Genomic DNA, 21,719 nt, shown 5'->3' with positions numbered 1-21,719 from the left:
CAGTAAACTCCCGATCTTCCTAAGCCGGCATGGGGCGACGCCGGCGGTAACTCGTATTTAGTAGTTGATGCACTAGCATCGGTTAACGTCGCTCTGTCGTCTTCACGCCGGCGGTCTCACGTCGCTGCTTGATGACGCTGAGTCGCTGCTGAGCTTCGCCGGCAAAAAACGTTTCGGGATAACCGGCCGCTACTTCGTCGTAATATTTCTGCGCCTTCTCCCATTGGCGGGAAATCTCGTAGCATTTACCGATCTGCAATAGCGAGCCTGCCTTCCAGCGAGGGAAGTTGTACAGGGCCGCCACGCGTGAGTAGGCCTGAATCGCGGCCTGATAGTTCTTCTGGTGGAAGTAGGTCTCGCCAATCATCCACTGCGCCATCGCCGCGGTTTCGGTCGCTCCGCCAACGCGAGAGTCGATCACCAACTGATAGGCGTCGCGGGCTTCACCGAACCGGGCCTGACGAGCCAGGCAGCGGCCGCGGAGATAGTCGAGTTCAAAGCGTTGTTGAAAATCGGGGAAGCTGACGCTCGCCAGTTCGGCCAATCGCAGCGACTCGTCCCATTGGCCCAAGTGGGCGGCCAATTGAGCGCGACGCAGGGCGATCGTGCTGTTCCAGGGAAGCTCCCGACCGCGTGAGAGGGTCTCAACGCTGTCGAACAACTTCGCCGCCTCGCCGAACTTTTGCTGATGAAACAGGGCCTCGGCATGCCAGAAGCCAGCCATCATCTGCAACTGTTCGCCATACTCGGGCGATTGCAATTTGGCCATGTGCTGGGCGACCGCTTCCCAATCGGCTTGGCCGGCGGCGATTTGACCCAGCAGGTAAGTGGCGTGCGGCGCGACTTGCGAGTCTCCCTTCGCGACGATCTGCGTCAGCAAATCGGTCGCGGCGTGGGGATCGCCGGCCGTCAGCAGGCTCTCGGCGCGACGATAGGCCGCGTCGCTCCATAGTTGGCTGTCAGGATAGTTTTCGCAAATCATTCGCCACTGATCGGCGGCCGCTTCCAGCCGACCCTGATCGACCAAAGCCCAGCCGAGACGGTAATGGAGGTCGTCCAACTGCATCTCTTCGCTGGGCGCCTGAATCAGCGTGCGATAGAGTTCGGCGGAGCGGCCAAACTCTTGACGATCGTTCAAGATCTGGGCGGCGGTCAACATCGCGCCTGGCGCCAAATCCGATTCGGGATAGTCGCGATAGATCTGTTGATAGATGGTAAGCGCCTCGGCCGCTTGATTCCGCTCGAGCAGCACCTTGGCGCGACCGGTCAACACCGACGGAATCAACGCGCTGGTCGGATCTTTTTCGATTAGCTGCTGAATGGCGGCGATCGACGTCGCGTCGTCGGCGGCGTCAAGCTGAACCCAGCTGAGTCCGGCGACGCCTGCTTTGACGAATTCTTCGGGATTGGCTTCATCGGCCAACAGCCCAAATAGCTGGCCGGCCCATTGCTTGTCGCCTGCTTTCAGGGCGGCTTCGGCCAGACGGCGGGTCGTCAGCAAAAAGAGTCGCGGTTCGCACTGGGCCCGCTCGACCAATGCGTACGTCGCTTGGGCGTCGTCGAACTGACCATTGCGAGCCAAAGCGGCCGACAACAGCAAGCGAGACGCGGAAGCTTCGTCGCCGTGGGGCGCGATTTCCAAGTACTTCGCAAAGTTTTGCGCCGCTTCGGCGTCCTGACCCGTTCGATCCGCGGCCAACCCCAACGCGTAATACGCGGGCGCTTGTTTCTCGACATCTTTGGTCGCGTCAATGGCGGCGGTCAACAGCTCGGCGGCTCGGGCCGTGTTGCCGGCGCCCAGATGGGCGATCCCGCGCAAGTAAGGCAAATCAAATTGCCAGGCGGCGGCCGTCTTGTTCATTTCGGGAGCTACGTCGCCGCTGCCAATCGCTTCGAGCAACTGCAGCGCCGCGACGTATTCTTCTTTTTCGAGCCGTTTGCCCGCGACCAGACGAACCGCTTTGGGGGTCGCTTCGCGCGTCGGATACTCCAGGATCAACCTCTCGGCCGCGGCCGACGCCTTGTCGATGTCGCCGGTCACGATCGCCGCTTCGGTCAGGTAGAAGAGCGATTCGTCACACCAGGCGGACGCCGGATAGTTGGCCAGCAATTGCTCTAACAAAGCCAGGCCTTCGCTCGTTCCCCCTTGTTCCAGGCGGATCCGGGCCGTCAGGTAGTCGATCTCATCGCGATACGCTTGCAGCGACTCATCCTGCGACAGCTCTTGCAGGCGCTGTTCGGCTTGCGGCCAATCGCGGACTTCGTAGTACGCTTTGGCGATCCAGAGTTTGGCGACCGCGATGTTGGGACCGGCGGCATTGGCGACTTCGCTGAGCAGGTCGACCGCCACGCGGTGATTGCCCAGGCGATATTCCACCACGCCAAGCTCAAACTGGGCGTCGCCAGTTTCGATTGCCTCTTGTTTCAGGACATTTCGATACGCTTTGCGAGCTGCGGTCAGTTGGCCACTTTCACGCAGGGCGCGAGCCAGGCCAAGTTCGGCTTCTGCCGCCATCAATGGCGAAGGAGCGGTCTCCAGGGCGGCGTGAAAACGGGTTTCGGCTTCGTCGTATTTCTTATTTGTCAGCGCGATCTCGCCCAGATAGGGGAGGGCGTGGGAATACAGATGATGATCCTGCCGGGCGGCGACGAAGGTCTCGAAGTCGGATTTCGCCAGCTTCAGGTCGCCGGTCAGGTAGTAGCATTCGGCGATGCGGAACTCGGCCTGCGGTCGGCTGGCGTGGGTTTGCACCTGCTGCAGGAATTGTTCGTACGATTCGCGTGCGCTGGCGAAGTCTTCGAGCTGGACGAGCGCTTCACCGCGATAGAAGTAGATGGGCCCGGTCAGCGAATGATTGGGATAGTCGTCGATGAAGCGATCGAAGGCGATGATCGCCGCTTCCCAATCTTTGCGGGCATATTGGCTCGCCGCGACGGCGTACAAGTCGGTAGGGCCGTCGGCGCAAACCGGCCGAGTCATGACGAACGAAGTCGCCATAAGAGCCAGCGCCAGTAGTAACCGTGTGTTTCGCATCATTCCGTTGTGCGTACAGTCTCAGTCCTTGAGCAGCGGCGGCCCGTGTTCCAAGAAGCCGTCAGATCATACTGATCGCAGCAGAGCGTTGACAGGGCGATTTGCTATCATTTTCTCGGCGTCAGAATCGCCGCCAAGAAAAGGAAAAAGCCGCTACGGTCGACTGCGATATCTAAGCAATCGACCGAGCGGCCTGGATGGATTCACCGGAATTACCGTGCGACACGCAAAATGCGCATAACCCCAGAATTAACAGAAAAACTGCTAGCGGCTACTTATCGAGCGCCTTGATCCGGATGTTGCGGAATTCGACCTTGGTACCGTGCCCCAAGAAGCCGATGTGCCCCTTCTCATTAAGCAGGCCGGGATGCTCGTTGCCGTCAACCGTGCCATCCTTCGAGGCTTCCTTAATATCGGCGTCGACGATCGTCTCGCCATTGAGGATCACTTTAATGTGATGACCGTCGGCGATCACTTCCTGCTTGTTCCACTCGCCGGTCGGTTTCAGGAAACCGCGCTTGGCCGGAACGACGCCATAGACCGAACCGTGAGCTTGATACGGCTTGATGTTGTTGTAGTGCTCGTGCTCGGTGTCGAGGATCTGCAGTTCCATCCCGTTGTAGGCCGGGTTCCCTTCGACCGGCGAACGAATCGCCAGGCCGTTGTTGGCGCCCGGCTCGAGCTTGAACTCGAACTTCAGATCAAAGTTGTCGAACTCTTTGCCGTAATACAGATTGCCACCCTTCTTGGGATCGCAAACGATCGCGCCGTCTTCCACGAAGTAGCCGTTGACCGCGCCAATCCAGCCTTCCAGATCTTTGCCGTTGAACAGCGAGGTGAAGCCTTCTTCTTCGGCATGCAGCGTCGCAACGTTGGCGACGGCGCCGAGCAGGGTAAGAACGAGCAGCGGCAAGATACGTTTCATTAGGCGGGTCCTTGACGGGAGAGTCTGATTTGCGAGGGAAAGCGTGCGTGCTTTGCCCCTCTGAAAATAGCCCCCCAGCGACCGGCTGACCATACGCAAAGTTGTTTTTTCAGCGCCAAGTGCCAACGGGCAGCAATTTGGCGCGAACAGACGCGCAAAAGCACGAAAAATCAAGCGAGATACGTCCCAATCGCAGCCCGATCCGCGAGCCGAGGGAAAGCGGCAGGGATCGATGTCGAAACCAGCATGACGATCGACCGAACCCGTGGCCCTCGCCAATCTGTCGCTGACCAAATTCCTACCGCCTTCCGCTTTTCGCTTTTCTTCTTAGTCCCCGCCGCAGCCACCACCGCAGCCGCCTCCGCAACTGCTCCCACAGCCAGAGCTGCTGCAGCCACTGTCGCTGCTACATCCGCTGTCGCTACTGCAGCCGCCGCCTCCCCCGAAGAACCAACCTCCGCCGCATCCCGAACTGGACGAGCAGCCGCTCCCGCCGTTTCGCCCCTTTTTAGAGCCAAACAACTTGACCAGCAAGACAAAGACGAAGATCAGCACCAGGATCACCGCGCCGCCGCGGATGAATAGCATTAAGTCGCTTTCCCCTAGCAGCCCCGTGTACCACGTCGCGCCCAGCAAGACCGGCACGCATCCGCCGACCAAAGTGGGAAAGCGCGAAGTGAACTTCGGGATCACCCAGTTCGCGCTGACGTCGACCATCTGCATCCGGGTCGCCGGATCAAACCGAATCGCCGACGGCGGCCAGATATCCTCCGGCGGCGCTTCGCCAAACAGTTCGGCATAGCTCTGCTTGGTTCGCTCGTACCAATCTTCAAACTTCTCCGCTTCGGCTGCGCCGCCTTTGGTCGGTCCGTGATGCAGCGGGCACTGCAAAACCTCAGCGCACAGTCGCTCCCAATACGACCGCGTGTAAACCAGGTGCAAGTGCCACGCCTGGTCGACTTCTTCCGACGGCGTCACCGGATGCCCGGCCGCTTTAGCGAGAAACAGAAAGCGTTTGTACTCGTCGATCACGCGCTGTGCGAATGCGTGCGACCAACCATTCTCGCGGGCCAGTCGCCGCGCGAACGTCAGTTGTTCGTGTCCTTCGTCAATCGAAAACGTCTCGATCCTGCGCCATAGCTCACGTTGGCTTTCGTTCATGAGGCCTCTTTCGTAAGGGAAGCGTCGAGAAATCGCCCATGCTCTAGATAATTGCAAATATCGTGTGCGACATCTTGCCGCAAGAGCAGGGCGGTATGCATCGTGGGATAGATCCGATAGTCGGAGCATCCTTCCAGGCGGGCCGATTGCTCCGGCACCAAATGATCGTAGGTCGCGGCGATCGCCGCAAATTCAAAATCGGGCGCCGCTAACTGGTTCACATAGCTGCCGGGCACGTCCGACATTTGCGCGACCGCGCGGCAACGGAACAGATTCAACAGTCCGCCCCAAAATCTTCCGGCGTACAAACCGCGATGGGGACTAGCGAGAAACACAACCCGCCCAAGATGTTCGGGGCGATAAATCTGCAGCGCCCGTCGCGCTACCAATCCGCCCAGGCTATGGGCGACGATGTGCAACCGCTCGACGTTCGCTTCGTGATCGATTTTTTCCAGCGTCTTTGCAAATCGCTGCGCAAACGCTTCGATGTCGCCGATCAGGCTGAAATATCCATATCGCTGCGTGCCGAAACCGGCGGCGGCAATTTGACGCTCTAGCCGTTTCAGCAATAACGGAGTCGACGCAAATCCGTGGATCAGCGCCACTTTTTCGTTTCGCGTCGGCGTCGCCGAGTCGATCATCTTCGTTCCTCCGGTCGCCAGAAATCAGGCTCACCAGATTATGGCCGATTTGCACGGCTGTTATAATCCGTATTTCCCCACTCATGGCGATCGCGACCAGGCTGACGTCGCGATGGTGATTCGACGGCGCCGCCATAATATTGTCGCTCTCGCCCCTGAAAAATACGCCCATGTCTACAGAACGCCTCGAAATTTCTTGCCCAGACTGCCACTGGCATCGCGTCTGCAACCATCTGGCGATGGTTCAGCTGCTGATGAAACTTGGCATGTTTCGTCGCGAAGAAGAGCCCGACCCCGGCTTGGTGGTCGAACTTTTCCGTCGTAGCGCCGTAAAGATGTCGTGCGGCGATTGCAGCCGGGTTGGTTTGAAGGTCGACGTCCCGCGCGAAGACGAAGAAGAATGGGACCAGCGCCGCGTCTGCAAGATGTGTCGCCAGCCCATTCCGCTGGAGCGACTGGAGGTCTTTCCCGATACCGACACTTGCGTCCGCTGTCGCGAAAAGCTCGAAAGCCCCGAAGACCACGCGACGCCTGACTTTTGCCCCAAGTGCGGCGAGATCATGTCGCTGTCGACCGGGCGGGGAGGCGGCATGACGCGTTATCGAATGCGGTGTCCCCGATGCGGATAGGTTCATTGCCAATGCGTTACGTTTGTTGGTTCGTTGCGGTTCTCTCGATCGCAGGCTGCGCGTCATCGCCCGCGTCATTGAAGGAAGCGGCGGAACCGTCGTTTCGCGAACAACTGAAGGCGGTTCTTGCCGGCGACGACGATACGATCGAAGTGACGGAAGTCGTCGTCTCGCCCGCCGAACTGGAGTTGCTCTCGCGGGCCGACAACTTGACGAAGCTGCGGCTTGACCAGACGCCGGTCGACGACCACATGGCGGAGATTCTCGCTACGCTGCCGCAGTTGCAGTTCGTCAACTTGCCCAAGTCGGAAATCACCGACGCTGGTCTGGCCGAGTTGGCGAAGCTGCGCCATCTGATCCAATTGCGAATCGGCAGCCCTTACTTAACGGACGCGGGATTTGAGTCGCTGACAGGTAATGAATCGCTCCGATTTTTGCACGTGCTTCGAACCCCGCTGACCAACGCAGCGCTAAAGCACATCGCAGAAATCCATTCCTTAGAGTCCTTTTACGCCGACCAAACGCGCTTCACCGAGCCAGGACTCGCCCGGTTAATCGAGCGCCGTCCACGATTGCACGTCCATTTCGACGACGCGCATCTGCCGGGGCAAGAGCATTAAACCCTATTCTTGGTGACATGCTCTTGCCGCCGGAAGAACATGCCGCCAACGGTTACCTGATCGATCAGTTTCTGCAATCGCGCACCAACCACCGCACCGACAAGTACGGCGGCTCGGTCGAAAACCGCTATCGCTTCCTCGGAGAAGTGGTCGCGGCGGTGACCGAGGTGTGGCGACCGTCGCAGGTCGGCGTCCGTTTGTCTCCCAACGGCGTCTTCAACGACATGGGTTCGCCCGACTATCGCGAGCAATTCTCCTACGCGATCAAGCAGTTGGCTCCGATCGGTCTGGCCTATCTGCATGTGCTCGATGGCGTCGGGTTTGGTTTCCACGATTTGGGCGAACCGATGACGCTGGCCGAAATTCGCGGAATCTTCTCCGGCGTCCTGATCGGCAACTCGGGCTACGACCAGGCGTCGGCCGAAACCGCGATCAGCCGAGGGGATGCCGACCTGATTGCTTTTGGCCGTTCTTGCCTCAGTAATCCAGACTTGGTGGAGCGTTTTACGCACCAGTGGCCGCTCGCTCCGGTACCCGATCCCAATCTGTGGTACGCGGCAGGTCCCGACCCCCATGGCTACGTCGACTTCCCGACGTACCAAGAGGCGACGGCGGCCCGTTAAGTTTGGATTTGGAAATCGCAAAATCGCTGTCACCGCTAGCAAATCGCATCCTTGAACTTACGACGATCTCGCGTGACGCTAACTGCTGGCGCGTCTAGTGTTAGGAAAAGGTGAAGAGATTGTGGTTGACGCAAAGTGCTACCACAGTATATTGGGCCTCCGGCTGAGAAAATGATGTTGTCAGAGCACTAGATCTGGCGATATTCAATTTTGTCAGCCACAGGATCTTGTGCTTCGGTGAAAGCCCTGGCACAATATGCTGTGGGCAAAGATTGCTGCCCTCGCATTCAAGCTGCCAGCGTCGCTAGCAGCTTGAACCGCAAAACTCCACTCGCGTGGGGGGAAGCGGATCAGGAGTCTGGCGGTCCTCATCTACGAGGACCTACGCGTCAAGGAAGACGGTGCGTTGATACGCGCGCTTCTATTTTGTTCGCGGAGCAAGACCCTGCTGCCGCCCTCATCGGACGAACTTTGATGTTCGGCCGGGAGATCCCAACCATTCGCATTGGAAGCAACAACCATGGAATCTCAATCTAGCGCCTTATCCGGCCGCAAGCCGGTTCAGGAAGAACCCCTCGAAGGAGCAGATGTCATGACGACTGTCACCTCCGGCGTCACCACCACCCTGGAAGTTCGTAAACGGGACGGCCGCATCATTTCGTTCGACGCTGTTCGCGTGCACTACGCGATCGGCAAGGCCTTCCGAGCCGAAATCGGCCTGCCGGAAGACCAGGAGCTCGAGAACTCGCTCGAAGCCCAAGTCAAAAGCATCTCGGAAGCGGTCATCGATCAGATCGAAAGCCGCCCGTTCAGCCGTGACGGGGTCGACGTCGAAACGATTCAGGACGCGGTCGAAATCCAATTGATGCGGCACGGCCACTTCTCGGTCGCTCGCCGTTACATCCTGTATCGTGAAGAGCATGCCAAGCTGCGTGCCCTTCGCGCCGCCGACAGCGACGGCAACCTGATCGCCCCGCGGATCAACATCAAGCAGGAAGACGGCACGAAAGAGCCGTTCGACTCGACCCGTTTGCGTCGTCGCATCTACTCGGCGGTTCGCGGCCTGGAGCAAAACTGCTCGGCCGAAGAGCTGGTCGAAGAGACCTACCGCTCGCTCTACGACGGCATCACGCCGCAAGAGATCTACCGGGCGATGATCCTCGCTTCGCGTTCGCGCATCGAACGGGACCCCGACTACGACAAGGTCGCCGCCCGCTTGATGCTGATGGTGATCTACAACGAGGCCCTCGGTCGCCTCCACCCCAAAGAAGACATCGCCGACGTCACCCGTCGTGAGTTCTCCAACTACATCGAGACCGGCATCGCCGCCGATCGCCTGGCGCCGCGACTGCGCGAGTACGATCTAGAGCGAATCTCGGCCGCGCTGCGTCCAGAACGTGACGCCGCCTTCCCGTACCTCGGTCTGCAGACGATCTACGATCGTTACCTGCTGCACATCGAAGGTCGCCGCATCGAAACGCCCCAGTACTTCTGGATGCGGGTTGCGATGGGTCTGGCCTGGAACGAAGAGAACAAAGAAGAGCGGGCGATCGAGTTCTACAACATTCTCTCGACCTTCCGCTTCACCTCGGCCACGCCGACGTTGTTCAACTCCGGCACGCTCCACCCGCAGCTCAGCTCGTGCTACCTAAGCACGGTCGACGACGACCTGGAACACATCTTCAAGGTCGTGTCGGACAACGCGATGCTGTCCAAGTGGGCCGGCGGTCTGGGCAACGACTGGACCAACATTCGCGCCACCAACTCCCACATCAAGGGAACCAACGGCCAAAGCCAGGGCGTGATTCCGTTCCTGAAGGTGGTCAACGACACCGCGATCGCCGTCAATCAAGGCGGCAAGCGAAAGGGCGCCGTCTGCTCGTACCTCGAATCGTGGCACTTGGACGTCGAAGAGTTCCTCGATCTTCGCAAGAACACGGGCGACGATCGCCGCCGTACGCATGACATGCACACGGCCAACTGGATCCCCGACCTGTTCATGAAGCGGGTTCGCGACGGGGGCGACTGGACGCTGTTCAGCCCGGACGAAACGTCCGACCTGCACGACCTGTGCGGTTCCGCCTTCCAGGCTCGCTACGAAGAGTACGAACGCCTAGCCGACGAAGGCAAGATGCGTCTGTTCCGTCGTCTGCCGGCCAACGAACTGTGGCGGAAGATGCTGACCCGTTTGTTCGAGACCGGACACCCGTGGATCACCTGGAAAGATCCGTCGAACGTCCGTTCGCCGCAGGATCACGTCGGCGTCGTCCACAGCAGCAACCTCTGCACCGAGATTCTGCTCAACACGTCGAAGGACGAAATCGCGGTCTGCAACCTGGGCAGCATCAACATGGTCGCCCACGTCAAGAATGGCGAGCTCGACCTGGACAAGCTGCGTGAGACGGTCACCACCGCCTCCCGCATGCTCGACAACGTGATCGACATCAACTACTACCCGACGCCGGAAGCGAAGAACTCGAACCAGCGTCATCGCCCGGTCGGCATGGGCCTGATGGGCTTCCAAGACGCGCTTTCCGCGATCGGCGTCAGCTACGCCAGCCAGGAAGCGGTCGAATTCGCCGATCGCAGCATGGAAGCGATCTCCTACTTCGCGATCCTCGCTTCGTCGCAACTGGCGGCCGAACGCGGCTCGTACCCGACCTACGAAGGGTCGAAGTGGGATCGCGGCATCCTGCCGATCGACTCGCTCGAACTGCTAGAGCAAGAACGCGGCTTGCCGATCGAAGTCGATCGCAGCACGACCTTGGATTGGCAAGTCGTTCGCGACTCGATCCGCGAGCATGGCATGCGTAACAGCAACGTCATGGCGATCGCCCCGACGGCGACGATCTCGACCATTGTCGGCGTCTCGCAGTCGATCGAACCGACCTACAAGAACCTGTTCGTGAAGAGCAACCTGTCGGGCGAGTTCCCGCAACTCAACCTTCGCATGGTCCAAGACCTGAAGGCGGAAGGCTTGTGGGACAGCGACATGGTCGAAGCGATCAAGTACTACGACGGCGAACTGACCGAAATCGATCGCGTGCCGGAAGAGCTGAGGCTCCGCTACCTGACCGCGTTCGAGGTCGAGCCGAAGTGGCTGATCGAGTGTGCGGCCCGTCGCCAGAAGTGGATCGACATGGGTCAGTCGCTCAACCTGTACATGGCTCAGCCGAGCGGCCGCAAGCTGCACGACATGTACATGTTGGCCTGGACCACCGGCCTGAAGACGACCTACTACCTCCGCACGCTCAGTGCGACGCAGGTCGAAAAGTCGACGATCGACGTCAACCGCTTTGGCATTCAGCCCCGCTGGATGAAGAACTCCAGTGCGTCGTCCGACATCCGCGTTGATCGCGGCGAAGCGGCCGTCGAACCGGGCGCCGATCCGAACGCGATCCTCGATCAGCTGCCGCCCGAGCAGCCGAAGACCTGCAACCTGGACGGCGACTGCGAGTCGTGCCAGTAAGGGGAGTCGTCCTCTTTCGTTGATATCCAGCAGCCGGCCACAGAACGTGCCCGGCTGCAGCAAACGACACTAACCCGAGGCGCAAGCCGAGGGAATGTGGTTGCCAGCAGATGACCGATTTCGATTGCCCCAACAGGACGGGCGATCGTCATTTGAGATCTCAAAACGCTTTCCCTCGGCTCGCGCCTCGGGTTAGTTTGCGACGCAACCCAACCATTCGCTTATTCATTCGCAATACAAACCCAACGGAGCCGATCCACATGTCTATTCCCAGCGTCGATAGCCAACTGGAAACGGGCGACGGTTCACGCGTGAAGGCCAGCGAAAAGCGGCTGGTCAACTGCTCGCAGGTCGACGTCAATCAGTTGATGCCGCTAAAGTACCACTGGGCTTGGGAGCACTATCTGAACGGTTGCGCCAATCACTGGATGCCGACCGAAGTGCCGATGACCAAAGACATCGAAACGTGGCGCAGCGACAAGCTGACCGAAGACGAACGTCTGGTCATCATGCGGAACCTCGGCTTCTTCTCGACCGCCGAAAGCCTGGTCGGCAACAACCTGGTGCTGGCGATCTTCAAGCACGTCACCAACGCCGAATGCCGTCAGTATCTGCTGCGTCAGGCGTTTGAAGAAGCGGTTCACTCGCACACCTTCCTCTACGTGGTCGAAAGCCTCGGCCTGAACGAAGGGGAAATCTTCAACATGTATCACGAAGTCCCGGCGATCACCCGCAAGGACGAGTTCGAGATGAGGCTAACCGCCGAAGTCCTCAGCCCGGACTTCAGCACCAATACCTACGAAGGCCTTCAGGCGTTTCTCAAGAACCTGATCGGCTACTACATCATCATGGAAGGGATCTTCTTCTATACGGGCTTCGTGATGGTGCTGTCGTTCCACCGCCGCAACCTGATGACCGGCATCGGCGAACAGTTCCAGTACATCCTGCGGGATGAAACGGTTCACCTGAACTTCGGCATCGACCTGATCAACGGAATCAAGGCCGAAAACCCCGATTTGTGGACGCCCGAGTTCCAGGCCGAGATCATCGACCTGATCAAACAGGCGGTCGAACTGGAAATCGAATACGCCGGCGACTGCCTGCCCAACGGCATCCTGGGCCTGAACCGCGACCTGTTCCGCGACTACGTCCACTACGTCGCCGACCGCCGCGTCGAACGCATCGGCCTGCCGAAGCAATTCGACTCGAAGACCAACCCGTTCCCCTGGATGAGCGAAACGATGGACCTGGCGAAGGAAAAGAACTTCTTCGAAACCCGGGTCACCGAATACCAAAGCTCTGGGGCGCTGAACTGGGACTAACGTTCTGGTTTGAGGTTAACGAACAAAAGGCTGGTTCACCTGGACCAGCCTTTTTTCATCCCAACACTAGCCCGCAGCGCAAGGGCTAATGTTGAGGTTTTTAGACCTCGGCGACTGTCCCGGTGCTATCGGCGAAGGCGTCGGTCTCAACGCCCAAACGCTGTAGCATCGTCACGTACAGATTGGCCAGAGGTTGGTCTTCGTGGTTCGATTTGATCTGCCACGGTTCGCGACCGCCGAGCCAGGCGCCGCCTTGCGGTTTTTGCGGGCCGTAGTTCAGGTACTGGCCATGCTTGAAGCCCATGTTTTTGCCGCCCGACAAGAGCAGCGGGTAGTTGCGCGACAGGTGGAAGGCGCTGGAAGCCGAGCCGAACATCACCAGCGTATTGTCGAGCATGTTGCCGGCGCCGTCCGGTTCCGGCGTCGATTTTAGCTTCTGCACGAAGCGGCCATACTCTTCGCTGATAAAGGCGCAGTAGATGCCGAAGTTCTTCCAGCCGTCGGGGTTCTTGGTATTGTGGGTCAGCTGATGCGTCAGGTTAAAGCCGACCGCCCGAGCCAGGTAGTCGCTGGCGCCAACGCCGTTTTCGCGGCCCAGTTGATAGGTCGCCACGCGGGTCGAGTCGGTCTTGAACGCCAGGTAGATCAGCTCGAACATCGCCTGCAGGTAGTTCCGCGGATCGTCCGGGCCGATGTCGAGTTGCAAATGGTCGACGTTCACCTGCGGCAGCGGGATGTTGGCCCAGCGTTTCGCCTTTTCGACTTTCAGTTCGGTTTCGCGGACCGACTGCAGGTACTCGTCGAGCGTCTCCTGATCATGCTCCGAGAGCATCCGCCGCAGCGACTTGGCGTCGGCCAGCAGATCGTCGAGCGAGCTTTGCGACAACGCCAACCGTCGGGCGGCGTCGGCGTCATTCTTGACGAACAGCATGTCGAAGATTCGCTTCGGCTTGTTCTCGGCCGGGATCGCGCGACCGCTGCGGTTGAACGACAACGTCTGGGCGCCGCGGGGCGTGCCGGTTCCGCCGTCGGTCGACATCACCAGCGATGAGAAGCGGGTTTGATCGCCCACATGCTCGGCAAACAGCTGATCGAGCGAGATCGTGTTCTTGTATTCGCCCGACGGGCCGGTGTTGGCGCCGGTCAAAAATTGGTCGGCGTTGGAGTGGCCATGCACGCTGCGAGCCGACGGGTGCGAGAAGCCCGACAGGATCGTCGTTTCACCGCGCAAGGGTTCCAGCGGGGCCAGGCACTTGGTCAACTTAAAGTCTTTGCCGGCCCCATGCGGGAACCAGGCCCAATCTTCGTACGACGGGTCATCGGCCAGCGGCATCGGCACGCCGTCAGGCAGATAAAAGGCGGCGAACCGTTTGCGGTCGCTGGGCTGTGCGGCAGCGCCGGCGACCGCCGTCGAGAAGGATTCGAGCCACGGTAATGCGAGAGCGATCCCCGCGCCACGCAGAAATCGACGACGGTCAAGAGAGGCGATATTTTGAATCATCTCGATAGTCCTTCTCGGTTCTGTTTGGGGAACCGCACTTTCGCGTGGGGCGAGAAAGTGCTGGGCAAGGTTACTTGGCCCGGTTCAATCTAAGGGTGAGACGTCGTGTCTCAGCTGCGTGTCATGATGGGGTTGCGTACGTCGTCAATTCGCTTGAAACAAGTCGCTGCGAACGATCGCGGTAATCATCGTGCCGAGCCCGTCGCCGTGTTGGCGAACCTCGGCGGTAATCTGATCGACTTCGGCGTGATCGCCAAAGGTGAGGGGTCGCCCCAGGGCGTAGGTGGTCAGCTTGTGGACCATCGCCCGGACGAATTGGTCCTGACGGTTCTCGAGCAAGTACCGTTTCAGTCCGTCGACTCCCGCCAACTTCTGCTGATTGAACAGCAGGCTCGAAGCGTCGACCGGTTGGCCTTGCACCTCGGTCCGAAAGCGGCCGATCGCGTCAAAGTTTTCAAACGCAATTCCCCAGGGGTCGATCTTCGCGTGACACGACTTGCAGGCAGGTTGATCGCGATGTTGTTCGATCCGCTGCTTTAGCGTCAGTTTGGCGATCTCCGGATCGGCCAGATCGATCACCGGCACCGCAGCCGGCGGCGGCGGGGGAGGATCGTTGAGCAAACTTTCAAGCATCCAGATGCCGCGCTTCAGCGGGTGCGAATCTTTGCCGTCGGAGTTCATCGCCAGCAGGCCCGCTTGGGTCATCAGCCCACCGCGGCGGCTACCTTCGTCGAGCGACACTTTGCGGAAATCGTTTCCTTCCACGCCCTTGATCCCATAGTGGCGAGCCAGGCGTTCGTTGACCACGGCGTAGTCGGCATGCAAGAAGTCGAGCACGCTGGCATCGGACTGCAGCACTTCGCTAAAGAACAGAACCGGCTCTTCTTGCATCGCCGCTTTCAGCTCTTTGTCGAACTGTGGGTAGACCTTTTTGTCGACCGCCAGGTGATCGAGCAACTCCATCCCCAGCCATTGCCGAACAAATTGTTGTGAGAATCGACCACTACGCGGGTCGGCCAGCATCCGCTCGACCTGCTGCTCGAGGACCTGCGGATCACGCAACTCGCCATGCGCAGCGAGCTTGATCAGTTCTTCATCCGGCACGCTACACCACAGAAACATCGCCAGGCGAGTCGCCAACTGGTAGTCGTCGGCCGCTTCCGCCTGATCGGTACGGACCACATACAGGAACTGCGGCGAGGCGAGCACGGTCGACAGCACTTCAATCATCGCCGTCTGAAAGTCTTCGCACTGCGGGCGAAGCTTGCCGAATAGCGCGAGCTTGCGATCGACCTCTTCCGGCGTCACCTCGCGCCGCCAGGCTCGGGTCATGAACCTTTCGAGAACCTCGCGGGCATATGCCGGCTCGTCGCTCTCTTGCTCGCTATCAAAGAAGATGTTGGCCTGCGACTGCGGCGGCCATTGTTGATAGACCGGCGCGGTCACTTCGACGTAGTCGACTTGGATGTCTTCGTTGGCGACCGAGCGATTGACCAGCTTGATGAACTCAGACGGGCTCGGCGTCTTTCCCATCTTGCTGACGCCGCGGACCGAGTTGCGCGGATAGACCTCGCTAAGCGGCGCCTCAAACTCGTAAAACTTGGGCGCATCGGGCGAAGCGTCGATTGGCAGGTCGCGCTCGCTAATCACCGAGGCGGCGGCCGAGTTGTTGCTGGCGTGCCAACCGAATTGCAGGCGCAAGCTGGGGGCGTACGTCGCATCGGCGGAAGTGCGTGACGCGCGAACGCGAACGCGAAGCGTCCCTTCGTTCGGCACGGTATCTCCCAACTCGACAATCAAACCTTGACCACGCGGAATAATAACGACGTCGCCGGCCGGCTGCGGCGTAACCGGCGGCTTGGCCGAAGGTCGCCAGGCCCATCTCGCGCCGTTGTAGCTCCACTCAACCGTCTCGGTCTGGCCGGTCTCCAGGTTCTTGTAGAACGCTTCACGCGATCGGCCATGAAACCGCTTGGTCAGTTTGTTCAGTTCCGCTTCCAACTTCTCGGGTTTGTCCGCGAGATCTTTGCGAACCTTGGCCAGTTGCCGCTCGTGGCCAGCCCACTCTTTTTCGGCCCGGTCATGGAACGAAACGCCCCAATAGATCGGCGCCGGCTGCTGTGCCGGACCGATCGCCTTTTGCAAAGCGGCGCGGCTCAGCTCGCGGAAGTATCCGAACTGCACGGTCGACATTTGCAGCATTTCGGAACTGTTCTGGAAGCCATCTTCCGAGACCGGATCGGGAGGCAGATCGCCGGAGAAATCGTACGGAAGGCCAAGCAAGTCTTGCAGCGCGTAGTTGAACTCGTAGCGGGATAGACGACGGAACGAGGAATGATCTTCGCGAGCGCGGCGCACCAACGAGGCGTTCTGAATTTCGCCGGTCAGCCAATCCATCACGTGGGCCTGATCATCTGCGGTGAGCGCGCCGTAGTCGGCCGGCGGCATTTCCCCTTTGCTGATCGCCGCCCGAACTTCGACCCACCAATGCGCATCTTCGCCGTTGAGCAAATCAGGATCGAGCATGTCGAGCCGAACGTTGCCTTCCTGCGTATCGGGTCCGTGGCAGTCGATGCAATTCTGCGTCAGAATCGGCAGCACGTCTTGGCGGAACGTATCCAGCTGCGGCTGAGGAACTTCGCCGGCGGTTGGCTTTTGCTGCTGACGATAGCTTGAGCGTTGTGGCCCGGACGATTTCAACTGCTGTAGCGTCGGCTGGGGCGACGTGGCGTCGATCGCTTCCTTTCCACTGGCCAAACTCGACAGGCACAGCGTAATAAGAGCAATCGCCCAAGGCGTTGTTCTTGCAGCTATCATTTCCGCTTCTCAGGTGGGACCGCGTAAGGGACTCGGTGGGATTGCAAGGGTGCATGAGTCTCAAGGTGGGTTAGCTGTAGTATACCAACTCGCTGGCAATTCTACTCCTCCAAATTTTCATTCCGACGGAGATTGTCCTCCGGCAACTCAAGAGATGAGCAGCGAACGTCAAACGGCGATAATTTTGGTCCATCCGGCTTTTTTGTGGGTCGCCAATCTGAACAATTGACCAGTTTCGATCAAGCATGGGAGGCATTTTCGTCGCCATCGCTTGCCTGAAGCTTTCGCCAGTAAGTGGCTGGGCTCTTGAATTTACTCGGAAAATAACGGTGGTTGCCGCCTTCATCGGAGCCGACCGTCGATCGCTCGCCCTCACAGGCGATTGATGGTCGGCGCAGATGAAGATAGCCCTGCCTTTGTTGATGAGATCCCCACTTTTTGCGGCGACCCACAAGAAACCCCGAAGGACCAAAATCTCACCAGGCGAAATTAGTGCCGGCGAACCAGTAAGAACGTCCCGCCAATCACCAGCAACATCCCGCCGACAATGACCGGCGTGATCTCTTCCCCCAAAAACAGCGATCCCCACAACACGCCGAAGACCGGCACGACGTAGGTGACCGTCAGCGCCTTGGTCGGGCCACAATCGGCCAGCAATTGGTAATACAGCACAAAGCCGACGGCGCTACAGAGCAGGGCCAGCGTGATCGTCGCCGCGATCACCGTGGGCGTAAAGAGGGACGGGGTGGGAGGGTAAAACGCCAAGCCGGGGACCAATAGCGATCCGCCAATCAATTGCGCGGCGCTGGCGACGCCCATCGGCTTGAGCCGCCCAGTGTGGGTCTTGATATAGACGCCGGCCGCCGAGTAGCAAACGGCCGCCGTCAGACAGGCGCCGATCGACAGGAGCAGCGTCCAAGAGGGTTCGACCGGTCCGAGTCCCGCGATCAAGCCGACGCCCACCAAACCAAGGATCGCCCCGACGATCATCATCGGCGTCGGGTGATCTTTAAAGACGATTGAGCTCCAGACGACGCCAAAGATCGGCGTCGTGGCGTTGATCACCGCCGAGTATCCAGCCGGGATGTAGAGCGCCGCAACGCCGAACATGGTGAATGGAATCGCCGCATTCAACAGGCCGATCACGGTGTATTGCCGCCAGTTCCGGCGCCACTCGATCTGCAATCCGCGGGCCGTGAACCAGATCGACAGGATGATTCCGGCGATCAGCAGCCGACTCGACGCAAGTCCGAAGGGTCCGAGCGCGGGCGCCATGATTCGCATCAACAGAAACGAGGCGCCCCAGATCGAGGCCAAAACGGTCAGCTTGGCGTAGTCAGTCGGTCGCATGCAGGTGGGTCAGTGATGGCAGGTCAAAGTGCGGTCCTTCTCCCCAAGGATAACCAGTCGCCTTAACGCGCCGTTTCCCAGCGGGAGAAGCTTTTCAACTTAGCAGAAACCAGCAGCGGCCACGGAGCGATGCCCCACAAAAGCGCCGAGAAACAGGAAAGCCGCAGTTCCGAGAAATGCTGCCCAAAAACCCCTTTTTTCTCTACGCGCGGCACGCTGACGGCCAGCACCGCCTCGATCAGGGAGAAGCGATTCGCCTGATCCGCGAGATCCGTCGCCAGGACGCTAGCCTGCCGATTATCGTCGTCTCGCGCATCCTTACACCGAGTCGCAACTGCGCGAAAAGCTCCAGCGGCGAAAGGTGCTGCGTCGCCCGGTTCCTGCCGCAGCGAACACGGCAGCTGCGGAGACGCAGACAGCGGCTGCGCCCGCCTGATTGAATCGTACCTCGAGGGCGAATCGGGATCAGGCGGTTCGCCCTCTGACCTCTGCCAATGCAGGCGAAGACCCACGTCTACGAATCTTTCTTACGGCGATACGACTTCGCCCCTTGTTCAAACTTGGGGAACCACTCTTCTTCGTCCGCCGCCGGACAAACGCCGACCAGGCTTACATAACCTCCTTCCGGAAATGCGAGCCCGACGTAGTAGATTGCAACCTGTTTGTCCTCTGTGTTGCGAGCGATCCCATGCGTTTTCAGCTCGATTCCTTGCAGGCCATCGATCGTCACTTCTTGCTCGGATTCCATCTGATCCGGAGCGACGATGGCATACGCGGCAAGCTGACTTTTCACGATGTCCGGCAGAACATCGCTGACGTTGCGTCGTTCTCGCATCGGCAAGATAATAAATCGGACGGCATCGCCGGTCACGTCCTCCTCGGTTCCTGACACGGACATGAGCGTCGCGCCCTTCACAAACGTCTCGGGAGTTTCCTTCAGCCCCTCGACCACCTCGTACTCATGCAAGACGGGACGTACGCGAGGAATGATCGTGACCGACGCCAGGCATTTCACAAATTTCGCCCGCAGCTCATCAGCCCGCTCCTTCGGCACAATCCCCGCAACAATGTAAGTTTGCTTGTCATCGCCAAACGCCAGGTTCCATTGCCGCAGACCTTGCAGTCCCTGCAGAGCGTTCGCTTCGGTCAGGTAGCCATCCATTCCCTGCACTTGCAACTGTTGCTGATCGATCACCTTGACGTTCGGATTCCTCTCGATCGCTTCGGTTAGAAACGTCGACCGCATTTCTTCAAACGGCGCCGGCAAATACGTCAGCATGACCGCCCCGGTGTTTCCCTCTTCGATGAACCCTGCGAACTTGTCCGATTCGACAAAACCTGGCGGGGTAACGAGCGCCAGGCCAAATTCGGGGAATTCAATCGGTTCGCCAGCGTCGCTTGTCTGCGTCTGGGCGGCGGCGGGCGGCTTAGGCTCGCTTTCCGGCCGAGGCGCTTCGGCCGCACACCCTGCGATCAACAACAGAATAAGTGCCGGCCGGATTGCGGCGTTCGGCTGATTCATAGTTCGTTCCACCTAATCGAAGAAAATGGACGGCGATCGGACGCCAAAACCGCTCGACTTGCGTATGCAAACGCCCGTGGCGCGTTAATCACTCGAACTGAATTTCGCTGACGCTGCGATCCGGCACAAGTCCGGATATAATGACGAATCTGGTATCGTCGCCAGATCGAATGAACCGCTGCCACTGAGTCTACCATGTCCACCTCCCGACGTCCGATCGGCATTCCCGTTACCATTGCGGTCATTATGATCGTGCTGTTGGTGGTGTTGATCGTTGGCTGGGTGCTGCTGACGGTGTGGGGCGCCTACAACGACGAAGATTCGGCGAACCTCTACTGGACGATCCTGCCGATTGGCGCCACGTTTCTGGCCACGGTGCTGGGCGGGGTGATTTTCTACATGGTGCTATCGATTAAATCGATCAACCTGACGATCCGCCAGGCCAACTTTATCGACAGCGTCACCCACGAGCTGAAGAGCCCGATCGCCTCGTTGAAACTCTACCTCCAGACGCTCAACCGGCTGAAGGTCTCGGCGGAAGAAGCGGCCGAGTTTTACGACACGATGCTGAAAGACGTCGAGCGGCTCGATCACCTGATCAACCACCTGCTCGAGGCGGGTCGGCTCGACCGCAGCCGCGACGACGAGGCCGAGGCGGAAGAGATCCGGCTCGACAAGTTGCTGATCGGCTGCGCCGAGTCGACGCTGCTGCTCTACCGGGCGCCGCGCGAGATGATCCAGTTCCACCTCGAGCCATGCGTCATGCATAGCTATCACGGAGACCTCGACATCATCTTCCGCAACCTGATCGACAACGCGATGAAATACTCGGGCAACGACGCGTTGATCGAGGTCTTTCTGCGGCTCGACAGCCAAAAGCGCGCGGTGGTCGAGGTTTCCGACAACGGGCCGGGCATCCCCAAAGGAATGCGGCGAAAGATCTTCGGGCGGTTCGTCCGCTTGGGGCTGGAGTTGCAAAGAGAAAAACCGGGAACCGGGCTCGGACTTTATATCGTGCGGACGCTCGTGCGACGCCTGAAAGGATCCGTTAAAGTATTGGACGGGCGGAAAGGGCAGGGTACCCGGTTTATCGTGACCCTGCCGGGAGCCCGGCCGCTGATTGGCGGTTTACCCAGCGACGCAGAACAGAACGCAGCTTAAGAGAAGAGAGGACGTCGTGCCGATGCACGGTGGAAAGGCGAAAGAACAGACTCGGATCTTGGTGGTCGAGGACGAAGCGCACTTGGCGATCGGCATCCGCTATAACCTAGAAGCGGAAGGCTTTGAGGTGACGGTCGTCGAGGATGGACGCAGCGCGCTGGAAGTGGTCGAAAAGAACCCACGGCAAATCGACTTGGTGATTCTTGACCTGATGCTCCCCGGCATGAGCGGCTACGCCGTTTGCGAGACGATCCGGGCCAATGGTGAGGACATGCCGATCTTGATCCTCAGCGCTCGTACCCTGTCGGAAGATCGCAAGCGGGGCTTCGACGTCGGCGCCGACCAATACATGATGAAACCGTTCGATCTGGATGAATTCATCAGCCGGGTGAAAAACCTGCTGGCGGCCCGCAATCGCCGCGACCAGCAGCGCCACCAGGAAGAGCCGGCCGCGATGCACGTTTTCCAGTTCGACGCCGCGAAGGGCGCCGTCAAAATCGACTTTGACTCGTTCCAGGTGTCGATCGGCGACAAGACGGTCCGCCTGACGCAGCTCGAAGCGAAGCTATTGCGCTATTTCTGCCAAAACGAAGGCCGCATCATCCCCCGCAATGAGCTGCTGACCGAAGTTTGGGAGATGTCCCCCAACATCATCACCCGGGCGCCCGACCAGTTCATCTTGCGACTCCGCAAGCTGTTTGAACCGGATCCGTCGAACCCGCACCACTTCATCACGATCCGCGACGCGGGGTACCAGTTCTTGGCGAGCGGAACGCCCGTGGAAGATCCGCCGGAAGAAGCGGCGCCCGAAGAGCCGGCTGCGGAGTAAGAAGCAATTATCTATCGCCGTAGGGTGGGTGGAGCAAGCGAAATAAAGGTCATTTGGCAGCCCAACGCCGGCCGCTTGCGCAACCACCTTCTTCGCTTGCAAACGCATGGTTGGG

At 59.5% G+C, this 21,719-nt stretch carries 16 protein-coding genes; 7 read left to right on the top strand and 9 right to left on the bottom strand.

Annotation, left to right across the window (positions count from 1 at the left end; all coding sequences use genetic code 11):
• Positions 1 to 82: 82 nt before the first annotated feature.
• The 4 genes from Enr8_RS07710 to Enr8_RS07690 all read right to left on the bottom strand — a co-directional run bounded on the left by Enr8_RS07710 (position 83) and on the right by Enr8_RS07690 (position 5,761).
• The gene (locus Enr8_RS07710; protein ID WP_146430145.1) at positions 83 to 3,037 is read right to left on the bottom strand and encodes a tetratricopeptide repeat protein; all 2,955 of its coding nucleotides are present in this window, start codon (positions 3,035 to 3,037) and stop codon (positions 83 to 85) included.
• 268 nt (positions 3,038 to 3,305) lie between these two features.
• Entirely contained in the window at positions 3,306 to 3,959 is a 654-nt protein-coding gene (locus tag Enr8_RS07705; RefSeq protein ID WP_146430143.1) for a 3-keto-disaccharide hydrolase, read from the bottom strand.
• Positions 3,960 to 4,286: 327 nt separating this feature from the next.
• Positions 4,287 to 5,120 (bottom strand): glycine-rich domain-containing protein, encoded by an 834-nt coding sequence (locus tag Enr8_RS25285; RefSeq protein ID WP_186767504.1) that lies wholly within the window; start codon positions 5,118 to 5,120, stop codon positions 4,287 to 4,289.
• On the bottom strand, positions 5,117 to 5,761 hold the full coding sequence (locus tag Enr8_RS07690) for an esterase/lipase family protein (protein ID WP_146430137.1): 645 nt from the start codon (positions 5,759 to 5,761) through the stop codon (positions 5,117 to 5,119). The genes Enr8_RS25285 and Enr8_RS07690 overlap by 4 nt, the downstream gene beginning before the upstream one ends.
• A 170-nt stretch (positions 5,762 to 5,931) precedes the next feature.
• Here Enr8_RS07690 and Enr8_RS07685 point away from each other — a divergent pair, with 170 nt between their 5' ends.
• From Enr8_RS07685 to Enr8_RS07665, 5 genes are all read left to right on the top strand, one after another.
• Positions 5,932 to 6,390 carry a TraR/DksA family transcriptional regulator gene (locus tag Enr8_RS07685; protein WP_146430135.1) on the top strand — a complete coding sequence of 153 codons (459 nt, stop codon included), beginning with the start codon at positions 5,932 to 5,934 and terminating at the stop codon, positions 6,388 to 6,390.
• Between the two features lie 11 nt (positions 6,391 to 6,401).
• Entirely contained in the window at positions 6,402 to 7,010 is a 609-nt protein-coding gene (locus Enr8_RS07680; protein ID WP_146430133.1) for a leucine-rich repeat domain-containing protein, read from the top strand.
• Positions 7,011 to 7,027: 17 nt separating this feature from the next.
• Positions 7,028 to 7,633: an oxidoreductase gene (locus tag Enr8_RS07675; RefSeq protein WP_146430130.1), complete on the top strand. Its 606-nt coding sequence runs from the start codon at positions 7,028 to 7,030 to the stop codon at positions 7,631 to 7,633.
• 592 nt (positions 7,634 to 8,225) lie between these two features.
• Entirely contained in the window at positions 8,226 to 11,102 is a 2,877-nt protein-coding gene (locus Enr8_RS07670; protein ID WP_146430128.1) for a ribonucleoside-diphosphate reductase subunit alpha, read from the top strand.
• A gap of 260 nt (positions 11,103 to 11,362) precedes the next feature.
• Positions 11,363 to 12,424, top strand: coding sequence for a ribonucleotide-diphosphate reductase subunit beta (locus tag Enr8_RS07665; RefSeq protein WP_146430126.1), 1,062 nt, complete (start codon positions 11,363 to 11,365; stop codon positions 12,422 to 12,424).
• A gap of 100 nt (positions 12,425 to 12,524) precedes the next feature.
• Here the strand turns inward: Enr8_RS07665 and Enr8_RS07660 are convergent, their stop codons facing one another.
• The 5 genes from Enr8_RS07660 to Enr8_RS07645 all read right to left on the bottom strand — a co-directional run bounded on the left by Enr8_RS07660 (position 12,525) and on the right by Enr8_RS07645 (position 19,614).
• On the bottom strand, positions 12,525 to 13,925 hold the full coding sequence (locus Enr8_RS07660) for a DUF1552 domain-containing protein (protein ID WP_146430124.1): 1,401 nt from the start codon (positions 13,923 to 13,925) through the stop codon (positions 12,525 to 12,527).
• Between the two features lie 144 nt (positions 13,926 to 14,069).
• On the bottom strand, positions 14,070 to 16,682 hold the full coding sequence (locus Enr8_RS07655) for a DUF1592 domain-containing protein (protein WP_246119992.1): 2,613 nt from the start codon (positions 16,680 to 16,682) through the stop codon (positions 14,070 to 14,072).
• A 549-nt stretch (positions 16,683 to 17,231) separates the two neighbouring features.
• Positions 17,232 to 18,092, bottom strand: coding sequence for a DMT family transporter (locus tag Enr8_RS07650; protein ID WP_146430119.1), 861 nt, complete (start codon positions 18,090 to 18,092; stop codon positions 17,232 to 17,234).
• A gap of 62 nt (positions 18,093 to 18,154) precedes the next feature.
• Complete coding sequence (locus tag Enr8_RS25280) at positions 18,155 to 18,322, bottom strand: hypothetical protein (RefSeq protein ID WP_186767503.1); 168 nt, start codon at positions 18,320 to 18,322, stop codon at positions 18,155 to 18,157.
• Positions 18,323 to 18,606: 284 nt separating this feature from the next.
• Positions 18,607 to 19,614 carry a hypothetical protein gene (locus Enr8_RS07645; RefSeq protein WP_146430116.1) on the bottom strand — a complete coding sequence of 336 codons (1,008 nt, stop codon included), beginning with the start codon at positions 19,612 to 19,614 and terminating at the stop codon, positions 18,607 to 18,609.
• A gap of 195 nt (positions 19,615 to 19,809) precedes the next feature.
• Here Enr8_RS07645 and Enr8_RS07640 point away from each other — a divergent pair, with 195 nt between their 5' ends.
• Entirely contained in the window at positions 19,810 to 20,775 is a 966-nt protein-coding gene (locus Enr8_RS07640; protein ID WP_146430114.1) for a sensor histidine kinase, read from the top strand.
• A 22-nt stretch (positions 20,776 to 20,797) separates the two neighbouring features.
• Entirely contained in the window at positions 20,798 to 21,604 is an 807-nt protein-coding gene (locus tag Enr8_RS07635; protein WP_146431606.1) for a response regulator transcription factor, read from the top strand.
• Positions 21,605 to 21,719 lie beyond the last annotated feature (115 nt).

It is taken from the genome of Blastopirellula retiformator, assembly GCF_007859755.1.
GTDB lineage: Bacteria > Planctomycetota > Planctomycetia > Pirellulales > Pirellulaceae > Blastopirellula > Blastopirellula retiformator.
The sequence above is the reverse complement of the archived record's forward strand: the minus strand, read 5'-3'. Positions and strand labels throughout refer to the sequence as shown.

Excerpts from the sequence above, each read along its gene's own strand:
- Enr8_RS07665 (WP_146430126.1), top strand. The coding sequence starts at position 11,363 with ATGTCTATTCCCAGCGTCGATAGCCAACTGGAAACGGGCGACGGTTCA.
- Enr8_RS07645 (WP_146430116.1), bottom strand. The coding sequence starts at position 19,614 with ATGAATCAGCCGAACGCCGCAATCCGGCCGGCACTTATTCTGTTGTTG.
- Enr8_RS07710 (WP_146430145.1), bottom strand. The coding sequence starts at position 3,037 with ATGATGCGAAACACACGGTTACTACTGGCGCTGGCTCTTATGGCGACT.
- Enr8_RS07680 (WP_146430133.1), top strand. The coding sequence starts at position 6,402 with ATGCGTTACGTTTGTTGGTTCGTTGCGGTTCTCTCGATCGCAGGCTGC.
- Enr8_RS07635 (WP_146431606.1), top strand. The coding sequence starts at position 20,798 with ATGCACGGTGGAAAGGCGAAAGAACAGACTCGGATCTTGGTGGTCGAG.
- Enr8_RS07675 (WP_146430130.1), top strand. The coding sequence starts at position 7,028 with ATGCTCTTGCCGCCGGAAGAACATGCCGCCAACGGTTACCTGATCGAT.
- Enr8_RS25285 (WP_186767504.1), bottom strand. The coding sequence starts at position 5,120 with ATGAACGAAAGCCAACGTGAGCTATGGCGCAGGATCGAGACGTTTTCG.
- Enr8_RS07705 (WP_146430143.1), bottom strand. The coding sequence starts at position 3,959 with ATGAAACGTATCTTGCCGCTGCTCGTTCTTACCCTGCTCGGCGCCGTC.
- Enr8_RS07660 (WP_146430124.1), bottom strand. The coding sequence starts at position 13,925 with ATGATTCAAAATATCGCCTCTCTTGACCGTCGTCGATTTCTGCGTGGC.
- Enr8_RS07685 (WP_146430135.1), top strand. The coding sequence starts at position 5,932 with ATGTCTACAGAACGCCTCGAAATTTCTTGCCCAGACTGCCACTGGCAT.
- Enr8_RS07640 (WP_146430114.1), top strand. The coding sequence starts at position 19,810 with ATGTCCACCTCCCGACGTCCGATCGGCATTCCCGTTACCATTGCGGTC.
- Enr8_RS07650 (WP_146430119.1), bottom strand. The coding sequence starts at position 18,092 with ATGCGACCGACTGACTACGCCAAGCTGACCGTTTTGGCCTCGATCTGG.
- Enr8_RS07690 (WP_146430137.1), bottom strand. The coding sequence starts at position 5,761 with ATGATCGACTCGGCGACGCCGACGCGAAACGAAAAAGTGGCGCTGATC.
- Enr8_RS07670 (WP_146430128.1), top strand. The coding sequence starts at position 8,226 with ATGACGACTGTCACCTCCGGCGTCACCACCACCCTGGAAGTTCGTAAA.